The organism is Pseudomonas sp. GW821-FHT07F05 (assembly GCF_059418765.1).
In genome coordinates, this window is record NZ_JBWKQL010000011.1 from 81,207 (window position 1) to 105,305 (window position 24,099).

Below are 24,099 nucleotides of genomic sequence, written 5' to 3' on the forward strand. Positions count from 1 at the left end.
AGGGCATGCGACGCATTGCTGTGATGGGCGCCGCCGGGCGCATGGGCAAGAACCTGATCGAGGCGGTGCAGGGCCGTGCGCCGCTCACCGGACTGACGGCGGCAATCGTTCGTCCCGGCAGCACGATGATTGGTGCCGACGCCGGCGAACTCGCATCGCTGGGGCGCATCGGTGTTCAGTTGACCGGTAATCTGGAGCAGGTTGCCGACGAGTTCGACGTCTTGATCGACTTCACATTGCCGGACGTCATGCTGAAAAACCTGGCGTTCTGCCGTAAGGCGGGCAAGGCGATGGTCATTGGTACTACCGGCTTGAGCGTCGAACAAAAGCATCTGCTGGTGGAAGCGAGTCGGGAAATTCCCGTGGTTTTCGCGTCCAACTTCAGTGTGGGTGTGAACCTGTCGTTCAAGCTGCTGGATGTGGCGGCGCGAGTGATGGGTGAAGATTCGGACATCGAGATCATCGAAGCTCATCACCGCAACAAGGTCGACGCGCCGTCGGGTACGGCGGTCAGCATGGGTGAGGTGGTTGCCAATGCCCTTGGGCGTGACTTGAGCAAGGTTGCCGTCTACGGTCGTGAGGGGTACACCGGTGTTCGTGAGCGCGAGACGATCGGCTTCGCCACGGTCCGCGGCGGTGACGTCGTAGGTGATCACACTGTGCTGTTCGCCGCCGAGGGTGAGCGTCTGGAGATTACGCACAAGGCGTCCAGTCGCATGACCTTCGCCAAGGGCGCAGTGCGTGCCGCGCTGTGGCTAGATGGCAAGGCGCCGGGTCTTTACGACATGCAGGATGTACTTGATCTGCGCTGAGTCTTTCGGCGTCCGAGATGTGACAAGCGACAATGCGGGCAGGAGAAGGGCTTTACCTGTATCCTGCCCGCAGTTATTAGCCGTACGCACCCGCTACGCGACGTCCGTCGCACTCCCCAGCCCTCAGGGCAATTTTAGCGGTGGATTAAAAAGACCTCTTTCTGTAAGCTACAGCTTTAGTGTGTCCACTAAAAGCGCGCAGATAATTCTACGAAAAGAGCGGGGTGACGTGTCTATACGTCATTCCGCTTTTTTACAACCTGCGATCGCCCTTTCAGGCTTTATTACGGGAGGTCTTCTTGACTAAGCCAGCCATACTCGCCCTTGCTGATGGCAGCATTTTTCGCGGCGAAGCCATTGGTGCCGACGGTCAAACCGTTGGTGAAGTGGTGTTTAACACCGCAATGACCGGCTATCAGGAAATTCTTACCGATCCTTCCTATGCCCAGCAAATCGTCACCCTGACTTACCCGCACATCGGCAACACCGGCACAACGCCGGAAGATGCCGAGTCTGACCGCGTCTGGTCGGCGGGCCTGGTGATTCGCGACCTGCCGCTGGTTGCCAGCAACTGGCGTAACAAGATGCCACTGGCCGATTATCTGAAGGCCAATAAAACCGTTGCGATCGCGGGCATCGATACCCGCCGCCTGACGCGCATTCTTCGTGAGAAGGGCGCTCAGAACGGCTGCATCATGGCCGGCGACAACATCTCCGAAGAAGCCGCTATTGCAGCAGCGCGAGCATTCCCTGGCTTGAAGGGCATGGACCTCGCCAAGGAAGTCAGCACCAAAGAGACCTACGAATGGCGCTCCACGGTCTGGAACCTGCAGTCCGACAGCTGTCCCGAAGTCGCCGCAGCGGACTTGAAGTACCACGTGGTTGCCTGGGACTACGGCGTCAAACTGAACATCCTGCGCATGCTGGTCGAGCGCGGTTGCCGTGTGACGGTCGTACCTGCGCAAACCCCTGCCAGTGAAGTGCTGGCGCTCAAGCCTGACGGCATCTTCCTCTCCAACGGCCCTGGCGATCCGGAACCCTGCGACTACGCCATTCAAGCGATCAAGGATGTGCTGGAGACCGACATTCCGGTGTTCGGTATCTGCCTGGGCCACCAGCTGTTGGCGCTCGCTTCCGGCGCTCGGACCATCAAGATGGATCTGGGCCACCATGGCGCCAACCACCCGGTCCAGGACCTGGACACCGGCGTGGTCATGATCACCAGCCAGAACCACGGTTTTGCGGTGGACGAAGCGACCTTGCCAAGCAACGTTCGCGCGATTCACAAGTCGCTGTTCGATGGCAGCCTGCAGGGCATCGAGCGCACCGACAAAGACGCGTTCAGCTTCCAGGGTCACCCTGAAGCGAGCCCGGGCCCGACTGACGTCGCGCCGCTGTTCGATCGCTTCATCACAGCTATGGACAAGCGCCGCTAAGGCTGCCTTGCGACTGTAGCGAGCAGGTGACCGCGGCGGGCCGGATCAGATCCGACAGCCCGCCCGGCACCTGAGATGTTCAAGACGGCTTGCCGACTGACACAGGATTCGAGTGACAACCCATGCCAAAACGTACAGACATTAAAAGCATCCTGATTCTTGGTGCTGGCCCGATCGTGATCGGCCAGGCCTGCGAATTCGACTACTCCGGCGCCCAGGCCTGCAAGGCCCTGCGCGAAGAGGGTTACCGCGTCATTCTGGTCAACTCGAACCCGGCTACCATCATGACCGACCCGGCCATGGCGGACGCGACCTACATCGAGCCGATCAAATGGGCGACCGTCGCCAAGATCATCGAAAAAGAACGCCCCGATGCGCTGCTGCCAACCATGGGCGGCCAGACCGCACTGAACTGCGCGCTGGACCTGGAGCGCGAAGGCGTTCTGGAGAAGTTCGGCGTTGAAATGATCGGCGCCAATGCCGACACCATCGACAAGGCTGAAGACCGCTCGCGTTTCGACAAGGCCATGAAATCCATCGGCCTGGCGTGCCCGCGTTCCGGTATCGCCCACAGCATGGAAGAGGCCAATGCGGTCCTCGAAAAGCTGGGCTTCCCGTGCATCATTCGCCCGTCCTTCACCATGGGCGGCACCGGTGGTGGCATCGCGTACAACCGTGAAGAGTTTGAAGAAATCTGCGCCCGCGGTCTCGACCTGTCGCCGACCAAAGAGTTGCTGATCGACGAGTCGCTGATCGGTTGGAAAGAGTACGAAATGGAAGTTGTCCGCGACAAAAAGGACAACTGCATCATCGTCTGCTCCATCGAAAACTTCGACCCGATGGGCGTCCACACCGGCGACTCCATTACGGTCGCGCCAGCGCAGACCCTGACCGACAAGGAATACCAGATTCTGCGTAATGCCTCGCTGGCGGTCCTGCGCGAGATCGGCGTCGAAACAGGCGGCTCGAACGTTCAGTTCGGTATCTGCCCGGACACCGGCCGCATGGTCGTGATCGAGATGAACCCACGTGTCTCTCGCTCCTCTGCGCTAGCCTCCAAGGCTACCGGCTTCCCGATCGCGCGAGTGGCAGCCAAGCTGGCTGTCGGCTACACGCTGGACGAGTTGCAGAACGAAATCACCGGCGGCAAGACCCCGGCGTCGTTCGAGCCATCGATCGACTACGTTGTCACCAAGCTGCCACGGTTTGCGTTCGAGAAGTTTGCCAAGGCCGATGCGCGTCTGACCACACAAATGAAGTCGGTCGGCGAAGTCATGGCCATCGGCCGTACCTTCCAGGAATCCTTGCAGAAAGCACTGCGCGGCCTTGAAGTGGGTGTCAGCGGTCTCGATCCGAAGCTGGACCTGAGCAATCCGGAAAGCATGAGCATTCTCAAGCGCGAACTGACGGTTCCGGGTGCCGAGCGCATCTGGTACGTCGCCGACGCTTTCCGTGCCGGCATGACAGTTGAACAAATTTTCGGCATGAACATGATCGACCCTTGGTTCCTGGTGCAGATCGAAGATCTGATCAAGGACGAAGAGAAGGTCAAGACCCTCGGTCTTTCGGCAATTGATCGCGACCTGATGTATCGCCTCAAGCGCAAGGGCTTCTCCGATGCACGCCTGGCCAAGCTGGTCGGTGTGACCGAGAAAAACCTGCGCACGCACCGTCACAAGCTGGACGTGCTGCCGGTCTACAAGCGCGTCGACACCTGCGCTGCCGAGTTCGCGACCGACACCGCGTACATGTACTCCACGTACGAGGAAGAGTGCGAAGCCAATCCGACGAATCGCGACAAGATCATGATTCTGGGTGGCGGCCCGAACCGCATTGGCCAGGGCATCGAGTTCGACTACTGCTGCGTCCACGCTGCACTGGCGCTGCGTGAAGACGGGTACGAGACCATCATGGTCAACTGCAACCCGGAAACCGTATCGACCGACTACGACACCTCCGACCGTCTGTACTTCGAGCCGGTGACCTTGGAAGACGTGCTGGAAATCGTCCGCGTCGAGAAGCCGAAAGGCGTGATCGTTCAGTACGGCGGCCAGACGCCTCTGAAACTGGCGCGCGCACTGGAAGCGGCAGGCGTGCCGATCATCGGCACCAGCCCGGACGCCATTGACCGTGCAGAAGACCGCGAGCGCTTCCAGCAAATGGTCGAGCGACTGAACCTGCGTCAGCCGCCAAACGCTACCGTGCGCAGCGAAGACGAAGCCATTCGGGCCGCGGCGAAGATCGGCTACCCGCTGGTGGTTCGTCCGTCCTACGTACTGGGCGGCCGTGCGATGGAGATCGTCTACGAAGAAGACGAACTCAAGCGCTACCTGCGTGAAGCGGTTCAAGTGTCCAACGACAGCCCGGTGCTGCTGGACCACTTCCTCAACTGCGCCATCGAGATGGACGTTGATGCGGTTTGCGACGGTACCGACGTGGTAATCGGCGCGATCATGCAGCACATCGAACAGGCCGGCGTTCACTCGGGTGACTCGGCATGCTCGCTGCCACCGTATTCGCTGCCTGCCCACATCCAGGACGAAATGCGTGAGCAGGTCAAGAAAATGGCCCTCGAGCTCGGCGTTGTCGGTTTGATGAACGTGCAGTTGGCATTGCAGGGTGAAGACATCTACGTCATCGAAGTGAACCCGCGCGCCTCGCGTACGGTACCGTTCGTTTCGAAGTGCATCGGTGTCTCGCTGGCGATGATTGCGGCTCGCGTCATGGCCGGCAAAACCCTGAAAGAACTCGGCTTCACCAAAGAGATCATCCCGAACTTCTTCAGCGTGAAAGAAGCGGTGTTCCCATTTGCCAAATTCCCGGGTGTAGACCCGATCCTCGGCCCAGAGATGAAGTCGACGGGCGAAGTCATGGGGGTTGGCGACACCTTCGGCGAAGCTTTCGCGAAAGCCCAGATGGGCGCCAGCGAAGTGCTGCCAACTGGCGGCACGGCGTTCATCAGCGTGCGTGACGACGACAAGCCTTTGGTGGCAGGTGTTGCACGCAGCTTGATCGAGCTGGGCTTCGACATCGTTGCAACCGCCGGCACTGCACGTCTGATCGAAGAGGCTGGTCTGAAAGTTCGCCGCGTCAACAAGGTGACCGAGGGCCGTCCACACGTGGTCGACATGATCAAGAATGACGAAGTCACGCTGATCATCAACACCACCGAAGGTCGTCAGTCGATCGCCGACTCCTACTCCATTCGCCGCAATGCCCTGCAGCACAAGATTTACTGCACCACGACCATTGCCGCGGGCGAGGCCATCTGTGAAGCGCTGAAGTTCGGCCCTGAAAAAACCGTGCGCCGCTTGCAGGATCTACACGCAGGACTCAAAGCATGATCAAGTACCCAATGACCGTTCAGGGCGCTCGCGCCCTGGAAGAAGAACACGCACACCTGACCAAGGTCGTTCGTCCCAAGCTCAGCCAGGACATCGGGACTGCGCGTGAGCTGGGCGATCTCAAGGAAAACGCCGAATACCATGCCGCCCGCGAACAGCAGGGCATGGTCGAAGCGCGTATTCGCGACATCGAAGGCCGAATCCAGAATCAGGTGATCATCGACGTCACTACGATCCCTCACACCGGCAAAGTGATCTTCGGCACCACTGTCGAAATCGCGAACGTTGAGACGGACGAGCGCGTCACCTACCACATCGTGGGTGAGGACGAAGCTGACTTCAAATTGGGCAAGATCTCGGTGGGTTCGCCGCTTGCTCGCGCGTTGATTGGCAAGGAAGAAGGCGATGTCGTCGCTGTGAAAACACCGAGCGGTGTGATCGAGTACGAAATCGTGGAAGTGCGTCACGTTTGATGATCGACACCCGCTTTGCGCGGGTGGTGATTCAGCCAGCGGGTTCGAAGGTCATTGACTGACCTTTCGAACCGGCGGTCGCATGTCCGGTCTGACCGAGTCTGCGCTCATCTTTCCAGGTGAGCGCCGAGTCGGAAGGTCAGCGCTTATTCGCCCTGACCCGACAGGATCAGTTGAAGCGGTGGACGTTGGAAAGCTGCTTGTTTACCTTCGGGTTCTTGCGGTAAATCAGCGCCATTTTGCCGATCACCTGCACCAGATCGGCCTTACCGACTTTGCACAGTTCAGCGATGGCTGCCAGGCGGCTCTCGCGGTCGAGGATGTTGAGTTTGATCTTGATCAACTCGTGATCGCCCAACGCGCGCTCCAGTTCGGCCAACACACCTTCAGTCAGACCATTGTCCGCCACCATCAACACCGGTTTCAGATGGTGACCAATGGATTTGTATTGTTTCTTCTGCTCTTGAGTGAGCGGCATAATCTGACCTCTGCGTCTGATCTTGTAAAAAGCGGCGGCCAGTTTACCCGAGCGAGTCCGGGACCGCCCGGTTAATCGCGACTCGTCCTAATTTTTTGAGGTGCTCCGTGGCACGTTCCAAAACCAGCCATAACTGGCTTAAAGAACACTTCGACGACAAGTACGTCAAAATGGCGCAGCGGGACGGTTACCGTTCCCGCGCCAGTTACAAGCTTCTCGAGATTCAGGAGAAGGACAAGATCATCCGTCCTGGCATGACGGTGATCGACCTGGGTGCAGCGCCAGGTGGCTGGTCGCAGGTGACCAGTCGTCTGATTGGTGGTCAGGGCCGTTTGATTGCATCGGACATCCTGGAAATGGACAGCATCCCCGACGTGACCTTCATCCAGGGGGATTTCACCCAGGACGAAGTGCTCGCTCAGATCCTCGAGGCTGTTGGTAATACGCAGGTCGACCTTGTGATTTCCGATATGGCCCCCAATATGAGTGGATTGAGCGCCGTGGACATGCCGCGCGCAATGTTCCTTTGTGAGCTGGCGCTGGATCTGGCCGGCCGCGTGCTGCGTCCTGGTGGCGATTTCCTGATCAAGGTCTTCCAGGGTGAGGGCTTTGATGTGTACCACAAGGACATCCGCAAGCTGTTCGACAAGGTGCAGATGCGCAAACCGTTGTCGTCACGAGACCGTTCCAGGGAGCAGTATTTGTTGGGTCGCGGGTTTCGCGGCATAGAGGGATCGGCGAGCGATGAGCGCCTTTGATCAAGCGATAGCTTTTTTCAAATAGCTTAATCAAGGGAGCGTAACCAACATCGCGTAGTCAAAGTTTCACAAAGGGTTACAGACGCCGCCTGCCACGCCTGTAGGATCTGTAGTACGTTAGGCCGGTAAATATCATGCGAGGCACGCTCCAGCGTGGAGCTTGCTTCAGAGGGTAGCTAATTGAACGATATGGCAAAGAATTTGATCCTGTGGTTGATCATCGCGGCGGTTCTCGTGACCGTGATGAACAACTTCTCCAGTCCTAACGAGCCGCAGACCCTCAACTATTCCGAATTCATCCAGCAGGTGAAGGACGGCAAGGTCGAGAAAGTTGCCGTTGACGGATACGTCATTACCGGCAAACGCAGCGATGGCGACTCTTTCAAGACCATCCGACCGGCTATCCAGGATAACGGCCTTATTGGCGATCTCGTCGATAACAACGTCGTTATCGAAGGCAAGCAACCTGAGCAGCAAAGCATCTGGACTCAGCTTCTGGTTGCCAGCTTCCCCATCCTCGTGATCATTGCCGTCTTCATGTTCTTCATGCGCCAGATGCAAGGTGGCGCAGGTGGCAAGGGCGGCCCGATGAGCTTTGGCAAAAGCAAAGCGCGTCTGCTGTCCGAAGATCAGGTGAAAACAACACTGGCTGACGTTGCCGGTTGCGACGAAGCTAAAGAGGAAGTCGGCGAGCTCGTCGAGTTCCTCCGCGATCCGGGCAAGTTCCAGCGGCTGGGTGGTCGTATTCCTCGCGGCGTGCTGATGGTAGGCCCTCCGGGTACCGGTAAAACCTTGTTGGCGAAGGCCATCGCGGGTGAAGCCAAGGTGCCGTTCTTCACGATTTCCGGTTCCGACTTCGTTGAAATGTTCGTCGGTGTTGGTGCAAGCCGTGTCCGTGACATGTTTGAGCAGGCCAAGAAGCATGCGCCTTGCATCATCTTCATCGACGAGATCGATGCTGTAGGTCGCCACCGTGGCGCCGGCATGGGCGGCGGTCACGATGAGCGTGAGCAGACGCTCAACCAGTTGCTGGTTGAGATGGACGGCTTTGAAATGAACGACGGCATCATCGTCATTGCCGCTACTAACCGTCCAGACGTCCTTGACCCTGCGCTGCTGCGTCCGGGCCGTTTCGACCGTCAGGTGGTCGTGGGCTTGCCCGACATCCGCGGTCGTGAACAGATTCTCAAAGTACACATGCGCAAAGTGCCAATGGGTGACGACGTTCAGCCAGGCGTGATTGCGCGTGGTACTCCGGGTTTCTCTGGTGCTGATCTTGCAAACCTGGTCAACGAGGCGTCGCTGTTCGCGGCTCGCACCGGTAAGCGCATCGTCGAGATGAAAGAATTCGAATTGGCGAAAGACAAAATCATGATGGGCGCCGAGCGCAAATCGATGGTCATGTCCGACAAAGAGAAGCGCAACACCGCTTATCACGAAGCCGGTCATGCGATTGTTGGTCGCGTCGTACCTGAGCATGATCCGGTCTACAAAGTGTCAATCATCCCGCGCGGTCGTGCGTTGGGTGTCACCATGTTCCTTCCCGAGGAAGATCGCTACAGCCTTTCCAAGCGTGCATTGATCAGTCAGATCTGCTCGCTGTACGGCGGTCGAATTGCGGAAGAAATGACGTTGGGCTTCGATGGCGTGACCACCGGCGCTTCTAACGACATCATGCGGGCCAGCCAGATCGCTCGAAACATGGTCACCAAGTGGGGCCTGTCCGAGAAGCTGGGTCCGTTGATGTATTCGGACGAAGACGAAGGCGGGTACCTCGGTCGTGGCGGTGGCGGTCAAAGCTCCAGCCTGTCGGGTGACACGGCACGTCTCATCGACTCTGAAGTGCGCAGCATCATCGATCAGTGCTACGGCACGGCCAGACAGATCCTCACGGATAATCGTGACAAGCTGGAAGCGATGGCCGACGCGCTGATGAAGTACGAAACCATCGACGCCGAGCAAATCGATGACATCATGGCAGGCCGCACACCCCGCGAGCCCCGCGATTGGGAAGGCGGTTCCGGAGATTCCGGCACCCCGATCGCACCTGTAGGTCCGCGTCCGGAATCGCCAATTGGCGGCCCAGCTGCTGAACACTAAGGTCTGACATGACTTCTGCGCTTCACCCGACCCGGTTGCCTTGCGGCAACCGGGTTCTTGATTTATCCCGCACGCACGTGATGGGGATCCTCAATATCACTCCCGATTCGTTCTCGGACGGCGGCCGTTTCGCGCAGCGCGACCTGGCGCTACGTCATGCCGAAGCGATGATGCTGTCGGGTGCGACCTTGATCGATGTAGGGGGCGAGTCAACGCGTCCCGGGGCGCGATCTGTTTCTCCTGTCGAAGAGCTGGAGCGTGTGGCGCCTGTCGTCGAGGCGATCAGCGCCGAGCTGGACGTGATCATTTCGGTAGATACCTCCGCGCCGGCCGTCATTCGTGAGACTGCGCGCCTGGGGGCAGGGCTCATTAATGATGTTCGCTCGCTGCGTCGTGACGGTGCACTGGACGCCGCTGTGGCGACGGGTTTGCCGGTCTGCCTCATGCACATGCGCGGCGAGCCTACGGACATGCAGAATGATCCCCACTACACTGACCTGATCGGTGAGGTCAGTGCCTTCTTGCGCGAGCGCCTTGAGCAATGCGTCGCGGCGGGAATTCCGCCCGAGATGATCATCCTCGATCCAGGATTCGGCTTTGCCAAGACCCTCGAGCACAATCTAAGTCTGTTCAAGCACATGGAAGCACTTCATGCGCTGGGCCGTCCGCTGTTGGTCGGCGTCTCTCGCAAAAGCATGATTGGCAAGGTGCTCGACAAGCCTGTTGATCAGCGTCTGCATGGCGCCCTCGCGCTTGCCGCCATGGCCATGGTCAAAGGCGCAAAAATTCTACGTGTGCACGACGTCTCGGAGACGGTTGACGTAGTGCGTATGATTGCTGCTGTTGAATCAGCAAAATAAGAAATCTGGAGCACCCATGACCACTAAAAAATACTTCGGTACCGACGGTATCCGCGGACGTGTAGGCCAATTCCCTATCACCCCTGATTTCATGCTGAAGTTGGGATGGGCAGCAGGGATGGCGTTCCGGAAAATGGGCGCGTGCCGAATCCTGGTTGGCAAGGACACTCGCATTTCGGGCTACATGTTCGAGTCGGCGCTTGAAGCCGGGTTATCCGCTGCGGGTGCGGATGTGATGCTGCTCGGCCCGATGCCGACGCCTGCGATTGCCTACCTGACGCGTACGTTTCATGCCGAGGCGGGCATCGTGATCAGCGCGTCGCACAATCCGCACTACGATAACGGCATCAAGTTTTTCTCCGGGCAGGGCACCAAGCTGCCTGATGAGATCGAACTGATGATCGAGGAACTGCTCGATTCACCGATGACCGTCGAGGAGTCCGAAAAGCTTGGCAAGGTGTCGCGAATCAATGACGCCGCGGGCCGTTACATCGAATTCTGTAAGAGCAGTGTTCCGACCAGTACTGATTTTGACGGGTTGAAGCTCGTTGTCGATTGCGCCCATGGCGCCACGTACAAAGTGGCGCCAAACGTGTTCCGTGAGCTTGGCGCCGAGGTAACCGTGCTGTCGGCGGCCCCCAACGGGCTCAACATCAATGACAACTGCGGCTCCACCCACATGGGAGCGCTGCAGGCCGCCGTTGTCGAGCATGGCGCTGACCTGGGCATCGGTTTCGATGGCGACGGCGACCGTGTGCTGATGGTCGACCACACTGGCGCGATCGTCGATGGTGATGAACTGCTTTACATCATTGCGCGAGACCTTCAAGAGCGCGGCCAGTTGCAGGGAGGTGTCGTCGGCACCCTGATGAGCAACCTCGGGCTGGAGCTGGCACTTGCGGATCTAGACATCCCGTTCGTGCGCGCCAACGTCGGTGACCGTTATGTCATCGCCGAGCTGCTGGAGCGTGACTGGCAAGTGGGCGGCGAGAACTCGGGCCATGTCGTCTGCTTCCGTCACACCACAACCGGGGATGCGATCATCGCCGCCCTGCAGGTGCTGCTGTCGATGAAGCGTACAGGCATGAGCCTCGCACAATCGCGTTCAGGTTTGAAAAAATGCCCTCAGGTATTGGTCAATGTGCGCTTCGAGGGTGGAGGCGTTGATCCGGTCAAACATCCCGCCGTTATTGAAGCGTGTGATCGCGTGACCGCCGCCATGCGCGGGCGTGGACGTGTGCTTCTGCGCAAGTCCGGTACCGAGCCGCTTGTGCGGGTAATGGTCGAGGGCGAGGACGAAATCCTGGTTCGCGGGTATGCCGATGAACTGGCAAAACTGGTTGCTGAAGTTTGCGCCTGATTTCGGCTTGCCAGTGTTGAAACTGTTGGGTAACATCTGCGCCCACTTTGACCGACGAGGTACAGCATGCGTCGCCCTATGGTAGCTGGTAACTGGAAGATGCACGGTACCCGCGCCAGCGTCGCTGAGCTGATCGAGGGTCTTGCAAATCTCGCCCTTCCGGGTGGCGTTGATGTGGCGGTCTTCCCGCCTAGCCTGCACGTGAGTCTTGTGGTTGATTGCCTGGAAGGGCAGTCGATCTCTGTCGGTGCGCAGAATTGCGCTCATCAGGCAGGCCAGGGCGCGTTGACTGGAGAGGTGTCGTCGACTCAGTTGGCGGATGCAGGTTGCAAGTTTGTGCTTGTCGGGCACTCTGAGCGTCGCCAGATAATGGGCGAGAGCAATGAGGTGCTTAATCGCAAGTTCGAGGCCGTCCAGGCGGCAGGTCTGACGCCGATACTGTGTATCGGTGAGACGCTCGAGGAGCGAGAAGCCGGCAAGACCCTTGAAGTTGTCGGGCAGCAGCTTGGCAGCATCATCGAAGAACTTGGCGTCGGCGCTTTCGTTAATGCGGTAATCGCCTATGAGCCAGTCTGGGCCATTGGTACCGGATTGACTGCCTCGCCGGAACAGGCGCAGGAAGTGCACGCAGCGATTCGTGCGCAGTTGATGAAAGAGAATTCTGAAGTCGCACAAGGTGTGCGTCTTCTATATGGCGGCAGCGTGAAGGCGGCCAATGCGGTCGAACTGTTCGGCATGCCGGATATCGATGGAGGCCTCATTGGTGGCGCCTCCCTGAATGCAGATGAGTTCGGTGCGATCATTCGCGCCGCGGGAAACTGAAAAAATGCTGGAAACAGTCGTAGTCGTTCTTCATCTGCTGGGTGCTCTGGGCGTTGTTGCTCTGGTTTTGCTGCAGCAGGGTAAAGGTGCCGACGCTGGCGCATCATTTGGAGCAGGTGCATCAAATACTGTGTTCGGTGGGCAAGGTTCCTCTACCTTTCTCAGTAAACTTACTGCTATACTTGCCGCCTGTTTCTTCATGACTAGCTTAGGGTTAGGTTACTTTGCTAAAGAGAAAGCTCACCAGCTGACTCAAGTAGGTTTGCCAAATCCAGCGGTACTGGAAGTGAAGCAAAAGCCGGCAGCAGATGATGTTCCGGTTCTGGAAGGGCAACAGAAACCAGCTGCAGTACCTGCTGATGTTCCTGCCACTCCAGAGCAAAAGTAACACCGCATTCGCAGCTGTTTTTGGGGCTGCAAAAGAGTTGTAATGCCGAGGTGGTGGAATTGGTAGACACGCAACCTTGAGGTGGTTGTGCCCATAGGGTGTAGGGGTTCGAGTCCCCTTCTCGGTACCAATTAACAAGAAAGCCCGCAGTTGCGGGCTTTCTTGTAGGTGGATGTGTCGGATTGACCCAAATTTGGATCGGTCGTATACTTCCGCCCCAGCTTTGTCGCGGGGTGGAGCAGTCTGGTAGCTCGTCGGGCTCATAACCCGAAGGTCGTTGGTTCAAATCCAGCCCCCGCAACCAGTTTTAGCGGAGCCCCTTTTCAGGGGCTTTTTGTTAGCTGGACACTTTATGACGCCGCTTTTCGCAGGCGTTTTCATGATTGGGCTTCTGCCCATTTTTTATTTGCAGCATGCACGAGGGGGTTCAGGTGTCGAGCAAGCTAGAAGAGTTGCAGGCCTTGTTGGCCCCGGTGGTCGTGGCCCTAGGCTATGAATGCTGGGGTATCGAGTATTCGTCTCAAGGGCGTCACTCGATGTTGCGCGTCTATATCGATAAAGAAGGCGGCGTGTTGGTGGACGATTGCGCGATCGTCAGCCGTCAGATCAGCGGTATTCTGGATGTAGAAGATCCGATCAGCTCCGAATACACGCTCGAAGTTTCCTCTCCAGGCATGGAACGCCCACTGTTTACCATTGAGCAGTTTGCGGAATTTGCCGGGGCACAAGTGAAGATAAAGCTGCGTTCGCCGTTTGAAGGTCGACGCAACTTTCAAGGCCTTCTCCGCGGGGTGGAGGAGCAGGACGTCGTGGTCCAGGTTGAAGATCACGAGTTTCTGTTGCCGATCGATCTGATCGACAAAGCCAACATTATTCCCACGTTTGACTAAGACGTGCCAGATACAGCGGATCCCGCGGATCCAATGGCTTGCGAAAGGCGAGGCGTACGATGAGCAAAGAAGTACTGCTGGTTGTTGAATCGGTATCCAATGAAAAAGGCGTACCGGCCGATGTGATTTTTGAAGCGCTTGAAATAGCTCTGGCTACGGCCACTAAAAAGCGTTTTGAAGACGAAGTAGACCTGCGTGTCGAGATCAATCGTCAAACAGGTGCATATGAGACTTTCCGTCGCTGGACCGTCGTCGAAGAAGACGACCTCGACGACCCGGCCATCGAGACATGGCCTAGCAAAGTTGCTCTGACCCACCCGGGCGCCAACGTTGGCGACGTAGTGGAAGAAAAGATCGATTCCATCGAGTTCGGCCGCATCGCTGCGCAGACTGCCAAGCAAGTCATTGTGCAGAAAGTTCGCGAAGCCGAGCGAGCTCAAGTCGTGGACGCCTACCGTGAGCGTCTGGGCGAAATCATTTCCGGCACTGTTAAAAAAGTTACACGTGACAATGTCATCGTCGACCTTGGCAACAATGCCGAAGCCCTGCTGGCGCGTGAAGACATCATTTCGCGGGAGACTTTCCGCGTAGGTGTCCGCGTTCGTGCATTGCTCAAAGAGATCCGCACCGAAAACCGTGGCCCTCAGCTGATCCTGTCGCGTACCGCGCCGGAAATGCTGATCGAGCTGTTCCGGATTGAAGTTCCGGAAATCGCCGAAGGACTCATCGAGGTGATGGCTGCCTCTCGTGATCCTGGTTCGCGTGCAAAGATCGCAGTTCGCTCCAAGGACAAACGCATTGACCCGCAAGGCGCGTGCATCGGCATGCGTGGTTCGCGCGTGCAGGCTGTTTCCGGCGAGTTGGGCGGCGAGCGTGTGGATATCGTGCTTTGGGACGATAACCCGGCGCAGTTCGTCATCAACGCCATGTCGCCTGCCGAAGTGGCAGCGATCATCGTTGATGAAGATGCCCACGCCATGGACATCGCTGTAGGCGCAGATAACCTCGCCCAGGCGATTGGCCGCGGTGGCCAGAACGTGCGGTTGGCCAGTCAGTTGACTGGCTGGACCCTTAACGTGATGACCGAATCGGACATCCAGGCCAAGCAGCAAGCGGAAACCGGTGACATCCTGCGCAACTTTATCGACGAGCTGGAAGTCGATGAGGATCTCGCTCAGGTTCTGGTAGACGAAGGCTTCACCAGCTTGGAAGAGATTGCCTACGTACCGTTGGAAGAAATGCTCAACATCGACGGCTTTGACGAAGACACCGTCAACGAGCTTCGCGCTCGTGCCAAGGATCGTTTGTTGACTAAAGCCATCGCTACTGAGGAAAAGCTGGCAGACGCCCATCCGGCCGAAGACCTGCTCTCGCTTGAGGGTATGGACAAGGATTTGGCGATGGAACTGGCGGTGCGCGGCGTAGTTACCCGCGAAGACCTGGCCGAGCAGTCTATTGACGATCTGCTCGACATCGACGGCATTGACGATGATCGTGCCGGCAAGTTGATCATGGCCGCCCGAGCCCATTGGTTCGAGTAAGTAGATGCGGCCTGAGGAGAGAAGTGCATGACGCAAGTCACGGTGAAAGAACTGGCCAAGACGGTCGACACACCGGTAGAGCGCCTGTTACAGCAGATGCGTGAGGCAGGTTTGCCGCACAACGCCGCCGAACAAGTTGTGACCGATATTGAAAAACAAGCCCTGTTGACCCACCTGAAAAGCGGTCACAAGGCCAAGGTGGAAGAGCCGCGCAAGATTACCTTGCAGCGCAAGACCACCAGTACCCTGCGCGTTGCTGGCAGCAAAAGCATCAGCGTTGAAGTACGCAAAAAGAAAGTCTTTGTTCAGCGCAGCCCGGAAGAAATCGAAGCCGAACGCAAGCGCGAGCTGGACGAACGTCGTGCGGTAGAAAATGCCGCTCGTCAAAAGGCTGAAGAAGAATCCCGTCAGCGTGCCGAAGAAGAAGCGCGCCGTCAGCCTTCGTCTGGTGCCCCCGCTGCCGAGGCTGTTGCAGCGCCGGCACCGGCTCCGCAAGCTGCCGAGCCAGCCCGGGAAACTCCGGCTGCGGCACCTGCGCCTGTCGCCGATCGCAAGAAAGACGAACAGCGTCGCCCCGACAAACCACGCAATGACGACAACAATCGTCGCAGCGGCGGTGGTGACGGCGATCGCAAGAACGCCCCGCATCGTGCATCGGTCAAGGAAAAGGCGCCAACGCCACGCGTTGCTCCTCGTACTACCGACGAAGAAAGCGATGGCTTCCGTCGCGGCGGTCGCGGCAAGGCCAAGCTGAAGAAGCGCAACGCGCACGGTTTCCAGAGCCCTACCGGCCCTGTCGTTCGTGAAGTGAAGATCGGCGAAACCATCAGCGTGGGCGATCTCGCTCAGCAGATGTCGGTCAAAGCGGCCGAGATCATCAAGTTCATGTTCAAACTGGGTACTCCGGCCACCATCAACCAGGTTCTGGATCAGGAAACTGCCCAGCTGGTCGCTGAAGAATTGGGCCATAAAGTGACCCTGGTCAGCGACACCGCGCTGGAAGATTCCCTGGCCGAGTCCCTGAAGTTCGAAGGTGAGACGTTCTCCCGTGCGCCGGTTGTAACGGTCATGGGTCACGTTGACCACGGTAAGACCTCGCTGCTCGACTACATCCGTCGTGCCAAGGTTGCTGCGGGCGAAGCCGGCGGTATCACCCAGCACATCGGTGCGTACCACGTTGAAACCGAGCGTGGCATGGTGACGTTCCTCGATACCCCGGGTCACGCGGCGTTTACCGCAATGCGTGCTCGTGGTGCCAAGGCGACTGACATCGTGATTCTGGTTGTCGCTGCAGACGACGGTGTCATGCCGCAGACCGTCGAAGCCGTGCAACACGCCAAGGCTGCCGGTGTTCCGCTGGTCGTTGCCGTCAACAAGATCGACAAGCCGGGCGCTGACCTGGACCGTATCCGCAGTGAACTGTCCGTTCACGGCGTAACGTCCGAAGAGTGGGGCGGCGAGACACCTTTCGTCTCGGTCTCCGCGAAGATGGGTACTGGCGTTGACGAGCTGCTTGAAGCCGTTCTGCTGCAGGCCGAAGTTCTGGAATTGATGGCAACGCCGTCGGCTCCGGGTCGCGGTGTTGTTGTCGAATCGCGTCTGGACAAAGGCCGTGGCCCGGTTGCTACTGTTCTGGTTCAGGACGGTACGCTGCGTCAGGGCGACATGGTTCTGGTTGGCTCCAATTACGGTCGCGTTCGGGCAATGCTCGACGAGAACGGCAAGCCAATCAAGGAAGCCGGCCCGTCGATCCCAGTCGAGATTCTCGGCCTGGACGGTACGCCGGACGCTGGCGACGAGATGAGCGTGGTTGCCGACGAGAAGAAAGCCCGTGAAGTGGCTCTGTTCCGTCAAGGCAAGTTCCGCGAAGTCAAGCTGGCCCGTGCTCACGCCGGCAAGCTGGAAAACATCTTCGAGAACATGGGTCAGGAAGAGAAGAAGACGCTCAACATCGTCCTCAAATCCGATGTCCGTGGTTCTCTGGAAGCGTTGCAGGGTGCTTTGAATGGCCTGGGTAACGACGAAGTGCAAGTGCGTGTAGTGGGCGGCGGTGTCGGTGGTATCACCGAAAGCGACGCCAACCTGGCACTGGCCTCCAACGCTGTACTGTTCGGCTTCAACGTGCGTGCCGATGCTGGCGCGCGCAAGATCGTCGAGCAGGAAGGTCTGGATATGCGTTACTACAACGTCATCTACGACATCATCGAAGACGTCAAGAAGGCCCTCACCGGCATGCTTGGCAGCGACGTTCGGGAGAATATCCTGGGTATCGCTGAAGTCCGCGACGTGTTCCGCTCGCCGAAATTCGGCGCGATCGCAGGTTGCATGGTCATTGAAGGCGTTGTCTTCCGTAACCGTCCAATCCGTGTACTGCGTGAAGACATCGTTATCTTCGAAGGCGAGCTGGAATCCCTGCGCCGCTTCAAGGATGACGCTTCCGAAGTACGTGCCGGCATGGAATGCGGTATCGGCGTCAAGAGCTACAACGACGTCAAGGTCGGTGACAAGATCGAAGTCTTCGAGAAGGTCCAAGTGGCTCGCAGCCTCTAAATCGCGAGCTTCAGGAGTCATGGCTTGCGCCGCATGAAAATGCCAAGCGTCGGCCATGGACTCTAAACGCAACGCCCGGTCCGGCTCTCGCCAGGCCGGGCGTTTGCCGCTTTCAGACCACATGGCTTTTGCCATGGGTCAGCAGTGACAGGTAACAAGACATGGCAAAAGAATACAGCCGTACCCAACGTATCGGCGATCAGATGCAGCGCGAGCTGGCACAGCTGATCCGTCGTGAAATCAAGGACCCCCGCGTAGGGCTGGTCACCATCACCGCCGTTGACGTCAGCCGTGACGTCGGCCACGCGAAAATCTTCATGACCGTGATGGGGCAGGACAGCGCCGAAGAAATCGCACAGTCCATCAAGGTGCTCAATGCTGCTGCAGGATTCCTGCGTATGCAGCTGGCCCGTGAGATGAAGCTGCGCAGCGTGCCGCAACTGCATTTCCATTACGACGAAAGCGTTGCCCGTGGCGCGCATTTGTCGGCATTGATCGAGCGGGCAGTGGCTGAAGATGGTCAGCACCAAACCGCACCCAAGCAAGACGGTTCGGAGGAATAAGGCGTGGCTCAGGTCAAGCGTATTCGCCGTAACGTCAGCGGGATCATCCTGCTCGACAAGCCGCTGGGGTTCACATCCAACGCCGCGCTGCAAAAAGTGCGCTGGTTGCTCAACGCAGAAAAAGCAGGGCATACGGGCAGTCTGGATCCGCTGGCCACCGGCGTTCTGCCGCTGTGCTTCGGTGAAGCGACCAAGTTTTCCCAATACCTGCTCGACTCTGACAAGGGTTATGAAACCCTGATGCAGCTTGGCAAGACCACTACCACGGCCGATGCCGAGGGTGAGGTCCTGCAGACGCGGCCTGTGACCGTTGGTCGTTCGGATATCGAAGCGGTGCTTCCGGCATTTCGGGGGAATATCAGTCAGATACCGCCGATGTACTCCGCCCTCAAGCGCGACGGTCAGCCGTTATACAAGTTAGCCCGGGCTGGGGAAGTGGTGGAGCGTGAACCGCGTTCTGTTACTATTGCGCGCCTGGAATTATTGGCGTGCGAAGGTGAGACCGCTCGTTTGGCGGTCGACTGCACAAAAGGCACCTATATTCGTACCCTCGTGGAAGATATCGGTGAAAAGCTGGGCTGCGGTGCTTACGTTGCTCAGCTGCGTCGTACCCAGGCCGGTCCTTTTACGCTGGCCCAGACCGTAACGCTGGAAGAGCTGGAAGCGGTGCATGCCGAAGGCGGGAATGAAGCGGTTGATCGCTTCCTGATGCCATCGGACAGCGGGTTGCTGGATTGGCCGCTGCTGCAGTTTTCAGAGCACAGTTCGTTTTACTGGCTGCATGGTCAGCCAGTGAGAGCCCCCGACGCGCCGAAGTTCGGCATGGTGCGGGTGCAGGATCATGAAGGACGCTTCATCGGGATCGGTGAAGTGAGTGAAGACGGGCGCATTGCGCCGCGTCGACTGATTCGGTCAGAGTGACCGGACCCGTCGCGGCAGGGTTTCCTGGCACGGCGGTACGAGGGTGGCTGTTAACAGGCATGGTCACTCCTCACATTTAAATACGAGAGTCAGCTCTCGGCCTGTTGAAACCGTCTCCCCGGAGCGGTTTCTTGATAAAAGGAATGCCCACATGGCACTCAGCGTTGAAGATAAAGCTCAGATCGTAACCGACTACCAGCAAGCTGTTGGTGATACTGGTTCGCCAGAAGTGCAAGTTGCACTGCTGACCGCCAACATCAACAAACTGCAAGGCCACTTCAAGGCCAACGGTAAAGATCACCACTCCCGTCGTGGTCTGATCCGTATGGTAAACCAGCGTCGCAAGCTGCTGGATTACCTGAAAGGTAAGGACGTTAGCCGTTACAGCGCCCTGATCGGTCGTCTGGGTCTGCGTCGCTAATAACGACTCGGATAGAGGTTGGTTGGTCGTCATGTTCCGCTGGTTTTATCAGTGGGGTGGCGGCCTCCCAGCCTCTAGTTGTATCTGGACTGCCGAAGGGTCCGATTCCCCTCGCTGCCCAAGAATTCGCAAGAAACCAGTTCCCCAAGAGCCACAAAGAAGGTAGGAAACCGTGAACCCGGTAATCAAGAAATTTCAATTCGGTCAATCGACCGTAACCCTCGAGACTGGCCGTATTGCCCGTCAAGCCTCTGGTGCTGTATTGGTCACCGTTGACGACGACGTCACCGTTCTCGTGACTGTGGTCGGCGCCAAGCATGCAGACGCAAGCAAAGGCTTTTTCCCTCTTTCCGTTCACTACCAGGAAAAGACCTACGCCGCTGGCAAGATCCCTGGTGGTTTCTTCAAGCGTGAAGGCCGCCCTTCCGAAAAAGAAACACTGACCTCGCGTTTGATCGACCGTCCGATCCGCCCACTGTTTCCAGAAGGCTTCATGAACGAAGTGCAGGTTGTCTGCACCGTCGTCTCTACCAGCAAGAAAACCGATCCGGACGTCGCTGCGATGATCGGTACGTCGGCTGCTCTGGCCATCTCCGGCATTCCGTTCGACGGCCCGATCGGTGCCGCGCGCGTTGCTTTCCACGAGAGCACCGGCTACCTGCTGAACCCGACTTACGAGCAACTGAAAGCATCGAGCCTGGACATGGTCGTTGCCGGTACCGAAGAAGCGGTGCTGATGGTTGAGTCGGAAGCCAAAGAGCTGACTGAAGACCAGATGCTGGGCGCCGTGCTGTTCGCCCACGATGAATTCCAGTCGGTCATCAAGGCCGTCAAAGAGCTGGCCGCCGAAGCTGCCAAGCCAACCTGGAACTGGGCGCCGAAAGCTGAAGCCACTGAACTGCTGGGCGCTATTCGCTCCGAGTTCGGCGCAGCGATCTCCGAGGCCTACACCATCACCGTCAAGGCCGATCGTTATGCTCGCCTGGGTGAGCTGAAGGATCAGGTTGTTGCCAAGCTGGCTGTTGAAGACGGCAGCCCGTCCGCCGGCGAAGTCAAAGCGGCATTCGGCGAGATCGAATACCGCACCGTTCGCGAAAACATCGTCAACGGTAAGCCACGTATCGACGGTCGTGACACCAAGACTGTTCGCCCGTTGAACATCGAAGTCGGCGTTTTGCCGAAGACTCACGGTTCGGCACTGTTCACCCGTGGCGAAACGCAGGCGCTGGTCGTGGCCACCCTGGGTACCGCGCGTGACGCTCAGCTGCTCGACACCCTCGAAGGCGAGAAAAAAGACCCGTTCATGCTGCACTACAACTTCCCTCCGTTCTCGGTGGGCGAGTGTGGTCGCATGGGTGGCGCAGGTCGTCGTGAAATCGGTCACGGTCGTCTGGCCCGCCGTTCGGTTCAGGCCATGCTGCCTGCTGCCGACGTGTTCCCGTACACCATCCGTGTCGTATCGGAAATCACCGAGTCCAACGGCTCCAGCTCCATGGCTTCGGTCTGTGGTGCTTCGCTGGCCCTGATGGATGCTGGTGTTCCAATGAAGGCGCCGGTTGCCGGTATCGCCATGGGTCTGGTTAAAGAAGGCGAGAAGTTTGCCATCCTGACCGACATTCTGGGTGACGAAGACCACCTGGGCGATATGGACTTCAAGGTAGCCGGTACCGCCAAAGGCGTCACCGCGCTGCAGATGGACATCAAGATCAAAGGCATCACCGAAGAGATCATGGAGATCGCTTTGGGTCAGGCGCTGGAAGCGCGTCTGAACATCCTGGGCCAGATGAACACCATCATTGGTCAGTCGCGTACCGAGCTGTCGGAAAACGCGCCGACCATGATCGCGATGAAGATTGACACCGACAAGATCCGTGACGTCATCGGCAAAGGCGGCGCGACCATCCGTGCCATCTGTGAAGAGACCAAAGCGTCGATCGACATCGAAGACGACGGCTCGATCAAGATCTTTGGCGAAACCAAGGAAGCTGCTGAAGCTGCACGTCAGCGCGTTCTGGGTATCACCGCTGAAGCCGAGATCGGCAAGATCTACATCGGCAAGGTTGAGCGCATCGTCGACTTCGGTGCGTTCGTTAACATCCTGCCGGGCAAAGACGGTCTGGTGCACATCTCCATGTTGAGCGACGCTCGCGTAGAGAAAGTCACCGACATCTTGAAAGAAGGTCAGGAAGTCGAAGTTTTGGTGCTGGACGTGGACAATCGCGGTCGCATCAAGCTGTCGATAAAAGACGTAGCAGCTGCCAAGGCGTCGGGGGTTTAACCCGCTCTACCGCAGCTGATGAGAAAGAGCCCTTCGGGGCTCTTTTTTTTGAATGCAATTAATGGCTTAGGGGTGCAGACCGTCGCTTGGCAGCTGGTCAGAACATGCATCTTGCAAGCGGAACTTTCCCAAAGCGGGCAATCTGCACGACAACCGTGGATCCATGAAAACATAACTCATTGATTTATAACGAATATCCTTCAGGGCAAAGGTTGGCACACCGCTTGCGACATATAGGTAACCCTGCAGCCAATGAGATTGGCGCAGATTCTGAGAAAAACAGGAGTTACCCGTATGAAGAAGTTCGCTATTGCTGCTGCTACCGCCACTGCTCTGACTCTGACTATGGCCAACGTAGCCATGGCTCAGACCTCTGCTCAAGCTCCAATGACTGTAGCTGCCAACGAAGTCGCCAAAACCAAAGAAGCTACTTCTGACACTTGGATCACCACCAAGGTCAAATCTGATCTGCTGACCGAAAAAGGCATTCCAGGCTCCGACATCAAGGTTGAGACCAACAAAGGCGTGGTATCCCTGTCGTCGACTGTCGCTGTTACCGAAGCACAGAAAACCACCGCTGTTGCGATCACCAAGAAAATCAAAGGCGTGAAGGCTGTTTCGGCTGACGGCCTGAAAGCTGAGTAATTCCATTCGGTAGAGCCTTCGGAACAATTGTCTGACAGTGTGAAAGTCGTCAGCTGACTGATCCCGGTTCATGCGAAAGGCCGCAGCAATGCGGCCACCAAAAGCCCTGACGCCCGCGTCGGGGCTTTTTTATGCCCTGATTTCAGCCCATCCTCCTCGCTGTTTCACCAGCGCCAGAGCGTTTGACATATTCTCGCCACACCCGCTGCGTTACTCTTCTGCGCTTCTTGATATCCAAATGGAAGGATTTTTTCAATCCATCCGAAATGAATCGGATCAGCTGTGCACATTAATTGCATATCACGCAGCCCATTGTGGAATGGGTAGAGAATCTACCCACAGGTTTGACGCTTTGATGACGTGTCATCAGCTACAGTCTGGCATGACGCTTTGCTCACCCTTTGTCACGCTGCCTTACACCGGGCCAGGCCTGAAACTCTTTTGCTGTGAGAAGTAGATGCCCACGATTCCCTTGCTCATTTGCGACGACTCCAACATGGCGCGGAAGCAGCTCATTAAGGCCCTGCCGCCCGAGTGGGATGTTTCAGTGACCACGGCAACCAACGGCCGTGAAGGGATCGAGGCGATTCGTCAGGGCCTGGGCCGCGTTGTGCTGCTGGATCTGACAATGCCGGACATGGACGGCTACCAGACATTGGCGGCCATCCGCGCGGAAAGCCTGCAGACCAGCGTCATTGTCGTCTCCGGCGACGTTCAGGAGGAGGCGGTACGCCGTACCCTCGAACTGGGCGCACTGGCGTTCCTGAAAAAACCGGCCGATCCCGATCAGTTGCAGGAGACCCTCCGGCAGCTGGGCCTGTTGGGGGAGGGCGCCGATCAGTCGCTGGCTCCGGCATCTGGCCTCGATCAGGCGGACATCAGTTTTAACGACGCATTCCGCGAGACCGTGAACGTCGCGATGGGCCGCGCGGCCGCTTTGCTGGCGCGGGTGTTGGGCGTATTCGTGGAACTGCCGGTGCCTAACGTCAACATGCTGGAAGTGGGCGAGTTGCACATGGCGCTGGCCGATGCCCAGGCCAACGACCGGCTCACGGCGGTGTGTCAGGGCTACATTGGTGGTGGCATAGCCGGCGAGGCGCTGTTGTTGTTCCATGATTCGGAAATCGCCGACATGGCGCAGTTGATGAAGATCGATGACGCCGACTATTCCGACATGGAAATGTTGCTGGACCTGTCCTCCATTCTGATCGGCGCCTGTCTGAGCGGTATTGCAGAGCAGCTCGACATCGCATTTTCCCAGGGCCATCCGCAAGTGCTGGGATTGCACAGCGGCATTGAAGAGCTGATCCGGCTCAACGAGCGGCGCTGGAAGAAGACCCTGGCTGTGGAGATCAGTTACAGCCTGGAGGGTCATAACATCCATTTCGATCTGTTGATGTTGTTCACCGAAGATTCGGTCGAGCTGCTGTCGCGGAAACTCGCCCACCTGATGAGCTGA

20 protein-coding genes and 2 tRNA genes are annotated in these 24,099 nt (G+C 57.9%); 21 read left to right on the forward strand and 1 reads right to left on the reverse strand.

What is annotated here, in order from left to right:
* Window positions 1-5: 5 nt before the first annotated feature.
* The 4 genes from dapB to greA all read left to right on the forward strand — a co-directional run bounded on the left by dapB (window position 6) and on the right by greA (window position 6,065).
* Window positions 6-812 carry a 4-hydroxy-tetrahydrodipicolinate reductase gene (gene dapB, locus AC07RO_RS20595; RefSeq protein WP_495086937.1) on the forward strand — a complete coding sequence of 269 codons (807 nt, stop codon included), beginning with the start codon at window positions 6-8 and terminating at the stop codon, window positions 810-812.
* A gap of 299 nt (window positions 813-1,111) precedes the next feature.
* Window positions 1,112-2,248 carry a glutamine-hydrolyzing carbamoyl-phosphate synthase small subunit gene (carA, locus tag AC07RO_RS20600; RefSeq protein WP_495086938.1) on the forward strand — a complete coding sequence of 379 codons (1,137 nt, stop codon included), beginning with the start codon at window positions 1,112-1,114 and terminating at the stop codon, window positions 2,246-2,248.
* Between the two features lie 122 nt (window positions 2,249-2,370).
* Window positions 2,371-5,592, forward strand: a complete 3,222-nt coding sequence (gene carB, locus AC07RO_RS20605) for a carbamoyl-phosphate synthase large subunit (protein WP_282366994.1) — start codon at window positions 2,371-2,373, stop codon at window positions 5,590-5,592.
* Entirely contained in the window at window positions 5,589-6,065 is a 477-nt protein-coding gene (gene greA / locus AC07RO_RS20610; protein WP_122535420.1) for a transcription elongation factor GreA, read from the forward strand. The genes carB and greA overlap by 4 nt, the downstream gene beginning before the upstream one ends.
* A 169-nt stretch (window positions 6,066-6,234) precedes the next feature.
* Here the strand turns inward: greA and AC07RO_RS20615 are convergent, their stop codons facing one another.
* Window positions 6,235-6,543 carry a YhbY family RNA-binding protein gene (locus AC07RO_RS20615; protein ID WP_074888472.1) on the reverse strand — a complete coding sequence of 103 codons (309 nt, stop codon included), beginning with the start codon at window positions 6,541-6,543 and terminating at the stop codon, window positions 6,235-6,237.
* A 107-nt stretch (window positions 6,544-6,650) separates the two neighbouring features.
* On the opposite strand from AC07RO_RS20615, the gene rlmE reads away from it, so the two are divergent.
* The 17 genes from rlmE (at window position 6,651) to AC07RO_RS20700 (ending at window position 24,099) form a co-directional block, all read left to right on the forward strand.
* Window positions 6,651-7,301 carry a 23S rRNA (uridine(2552)-2'-O)-methyltransferase RlmE gene (gene rlmE, locus AC07RO_RS20620; RefSeq protein WP_065987607.1) on the forward strand — a complete coding sequence of 217 codons (651 nt, stop codon included), beginning with the start codon at window positions 6,651-6,653 and terminating at the stop codon, window positions 7,299-7,301.
* A gap of 189 nt (window positions 7,302-7,490) precedes the next feature.
* Window positions 7,491-9,401, forward strand: a complete 1,911-nt coding sequence (ftsH, locus tag AC07RO_RS20625) for an ATP-dependent zinc metalloprotease FtsH (RefSeq protein ID WP_282366985.1) — start codon at window positions 7,491-7,493, stop codon at window positions 9,399-9,401.
* An 8-nt stretch (window positions 9,402-9,409) separates the two neighbouring features.
* Complete coding sequence (folP, locus tag AC07RO_RS20630; RefSeq protein WP_495086939.1) at window positions 9,410-10,261, forward strand: dihydropteroate synthase; 852 nt, start codon at window positions 9,410-9,412, stop codon at window positions 10,259-10,261.
* Window positions 10,262-10,277: 16 nt separating this feature from the next.
* On the forward strand, window positions 10,278-11,621 hold the full coding sequence (glmM, locus tag AC07RO_RS20635) for a phosphoglucosamine mutase (RefSeq protein WP_495086979.1): 1,344 nt from the start codon (window positions 10,278-10,280) through the stop codon (window positions 11,619-11,621).
* A 66-nt stretch (window positions 11,622-11,687) separates the two neighbouring features.
* Complete coding sequence (gene tpiA / locus AC07RO_RS20640) at window positions 11,688-12,443, forward strand: triose-phosphate isomerase (RefSeq protein ID WP_192173307.1); 756 nt, start codon at window positions 11,688-11,690, stop codon at window positions 12,441-12,443.
* Window positions 12,444-12,447: 4 nt separating this feature from the next.
* Complete coding sequence (secG, locus tag AC07RO_RS20645) at window positions 12,448-12,831, forward strand: preprotein translocase subunit SecG (RefSeq protein WP_074888489.1); 384 nt, start codon at window positions 12,448-12,450, stop codon at window positions 12,829-12,831.
* A 44-nt stretch (window positions 12,832-12,875) separates the two neighbouring features.
* Window positions 12,876-12,961, forward strand: a tRNA-Leu gene (locus tag AC07RO_RS20650).
* Window positions 12,962-13,058: 97 nt separating this feature from the next.
* Window positions 13,059-13,135: transfer RNA gene (locus AC07RO_RS20655), tRNA-Met, on the forward strand.
* A gap of 127 nt (window positions 13,136-13,262) precedes the next feature.
* On the forward strand, window positions 13,263-13,721 hold the full coding sequence (gene rimP, locus AC07RO_RS20660) for a ribosome maturation factor RimP (RefSeq protein ID WP_163022007.1): 459 nt from the start codon (window positions 13,263-13,265) through the stop codon (window positions 13,719-13,721).
* A gap of 59 nt (window positions 13,722-13,780) precedes the next feature.
* The gene (gene nusA / locus AC07RO_RS20665) at window positions 13,781-15,262 is read left to right on the forward strand and encodes a transcription termination factor NusA (protein WP_495086940.1); all 1,482 of its coding nucleotides are present in this window, start codon (window positions 13,781-13,783) and stop codon (window positions 15,260-15,262) included.
* A gap of 27 nt (window positions 15,263-15,289) precedes the next feature.
* A complete protein-coding gene (infB, locus tag AC07RO_RS20670; protein ID WP_495086941.1) occupies window positions 15,290-17,812 on the forward strand; it encodes a translation initiation factor IF-2 in 2,523 nt (840 codons plus the stop codon).
* A 161-nt stretch (window positions 17,813-17,973) separates the two neighbouring features.
* Window positions 17,974-18,375 (forward strand): 30S ribosome-binding factor RbfA, encoded by a 402-nt coding sequence (gene rbfA, locus AC07RO_RS20675; RefSeq protein WP_037015118.1) that lies wholly within the window; start codon window positions 17,974-17,976, stop codon window positions 18,373-18,375.
* Window positions 18,376-18,378: 3 nt separating this feature from the next.
* Entirely contained in the window at window positions 18,379-19,296 is a 918-nt protein-coding gene (truB, locus tag AC07RO_RS20680; RefSeq protein WP_133776826.1) for a tRNA pseudouridine(55) synthase TruB, read from the forward strand.
* A gap of 151 nt (window positions 19,297-19,447) precedes the next feature.
* The gene (gene rpsO, locus AC07RO_RS20685; RefSeq protein ID WP_037015114.1) at window positions 19,448-19,717 is read left to right on the forward strand and encodes a 30S ribosomal protein S15; all 270 of its coding nucleotides are present in this window, start codon (window positions 19,448-19,450) and stop codon (window positions 19,715-19,717) included.
* 172 nt (window positions 19,718-19,889) lie between these two features.
* Window positions 19,890-21,995 carry a polyribonucleotide nucleotidyltransferase gene (gene pnp, locus AC07RO_RS20690; protein ID WP_346627898.1) on the forward strand — a complete coding sequence of 702 codons (2,106 nt, stop codon included), beginning with the start codon at window positions 19,890-19,892 and terminating at the stop codon, window positions 21,993-21,995.
* A gap of 294 nt (window positions 21,996-22,289) precedes the next feature.
* The gene (locus tag AC07RO_RS20695) at window positions 22,290-22,640 is read left to right on the forward strand and encodes a BON domain-containing protein (protein WP_074888508.1); all 351 of its coding nucleotides are present in this window, start codon (window positions 22,290-22,292) and stop codon (window positions 22,638-22,640) included.
* A gap of 457 nt (window positions 22,641-23,097) precedes the next feature.
* A complete protein-coding gene (locus tag AC07RO_RS20700) occupies window positions 23,098-24,099 on the forward strand; it encodes a response regulator (protein WP_495086942.1) in 1,002 nt (333 codons plus the stop codon).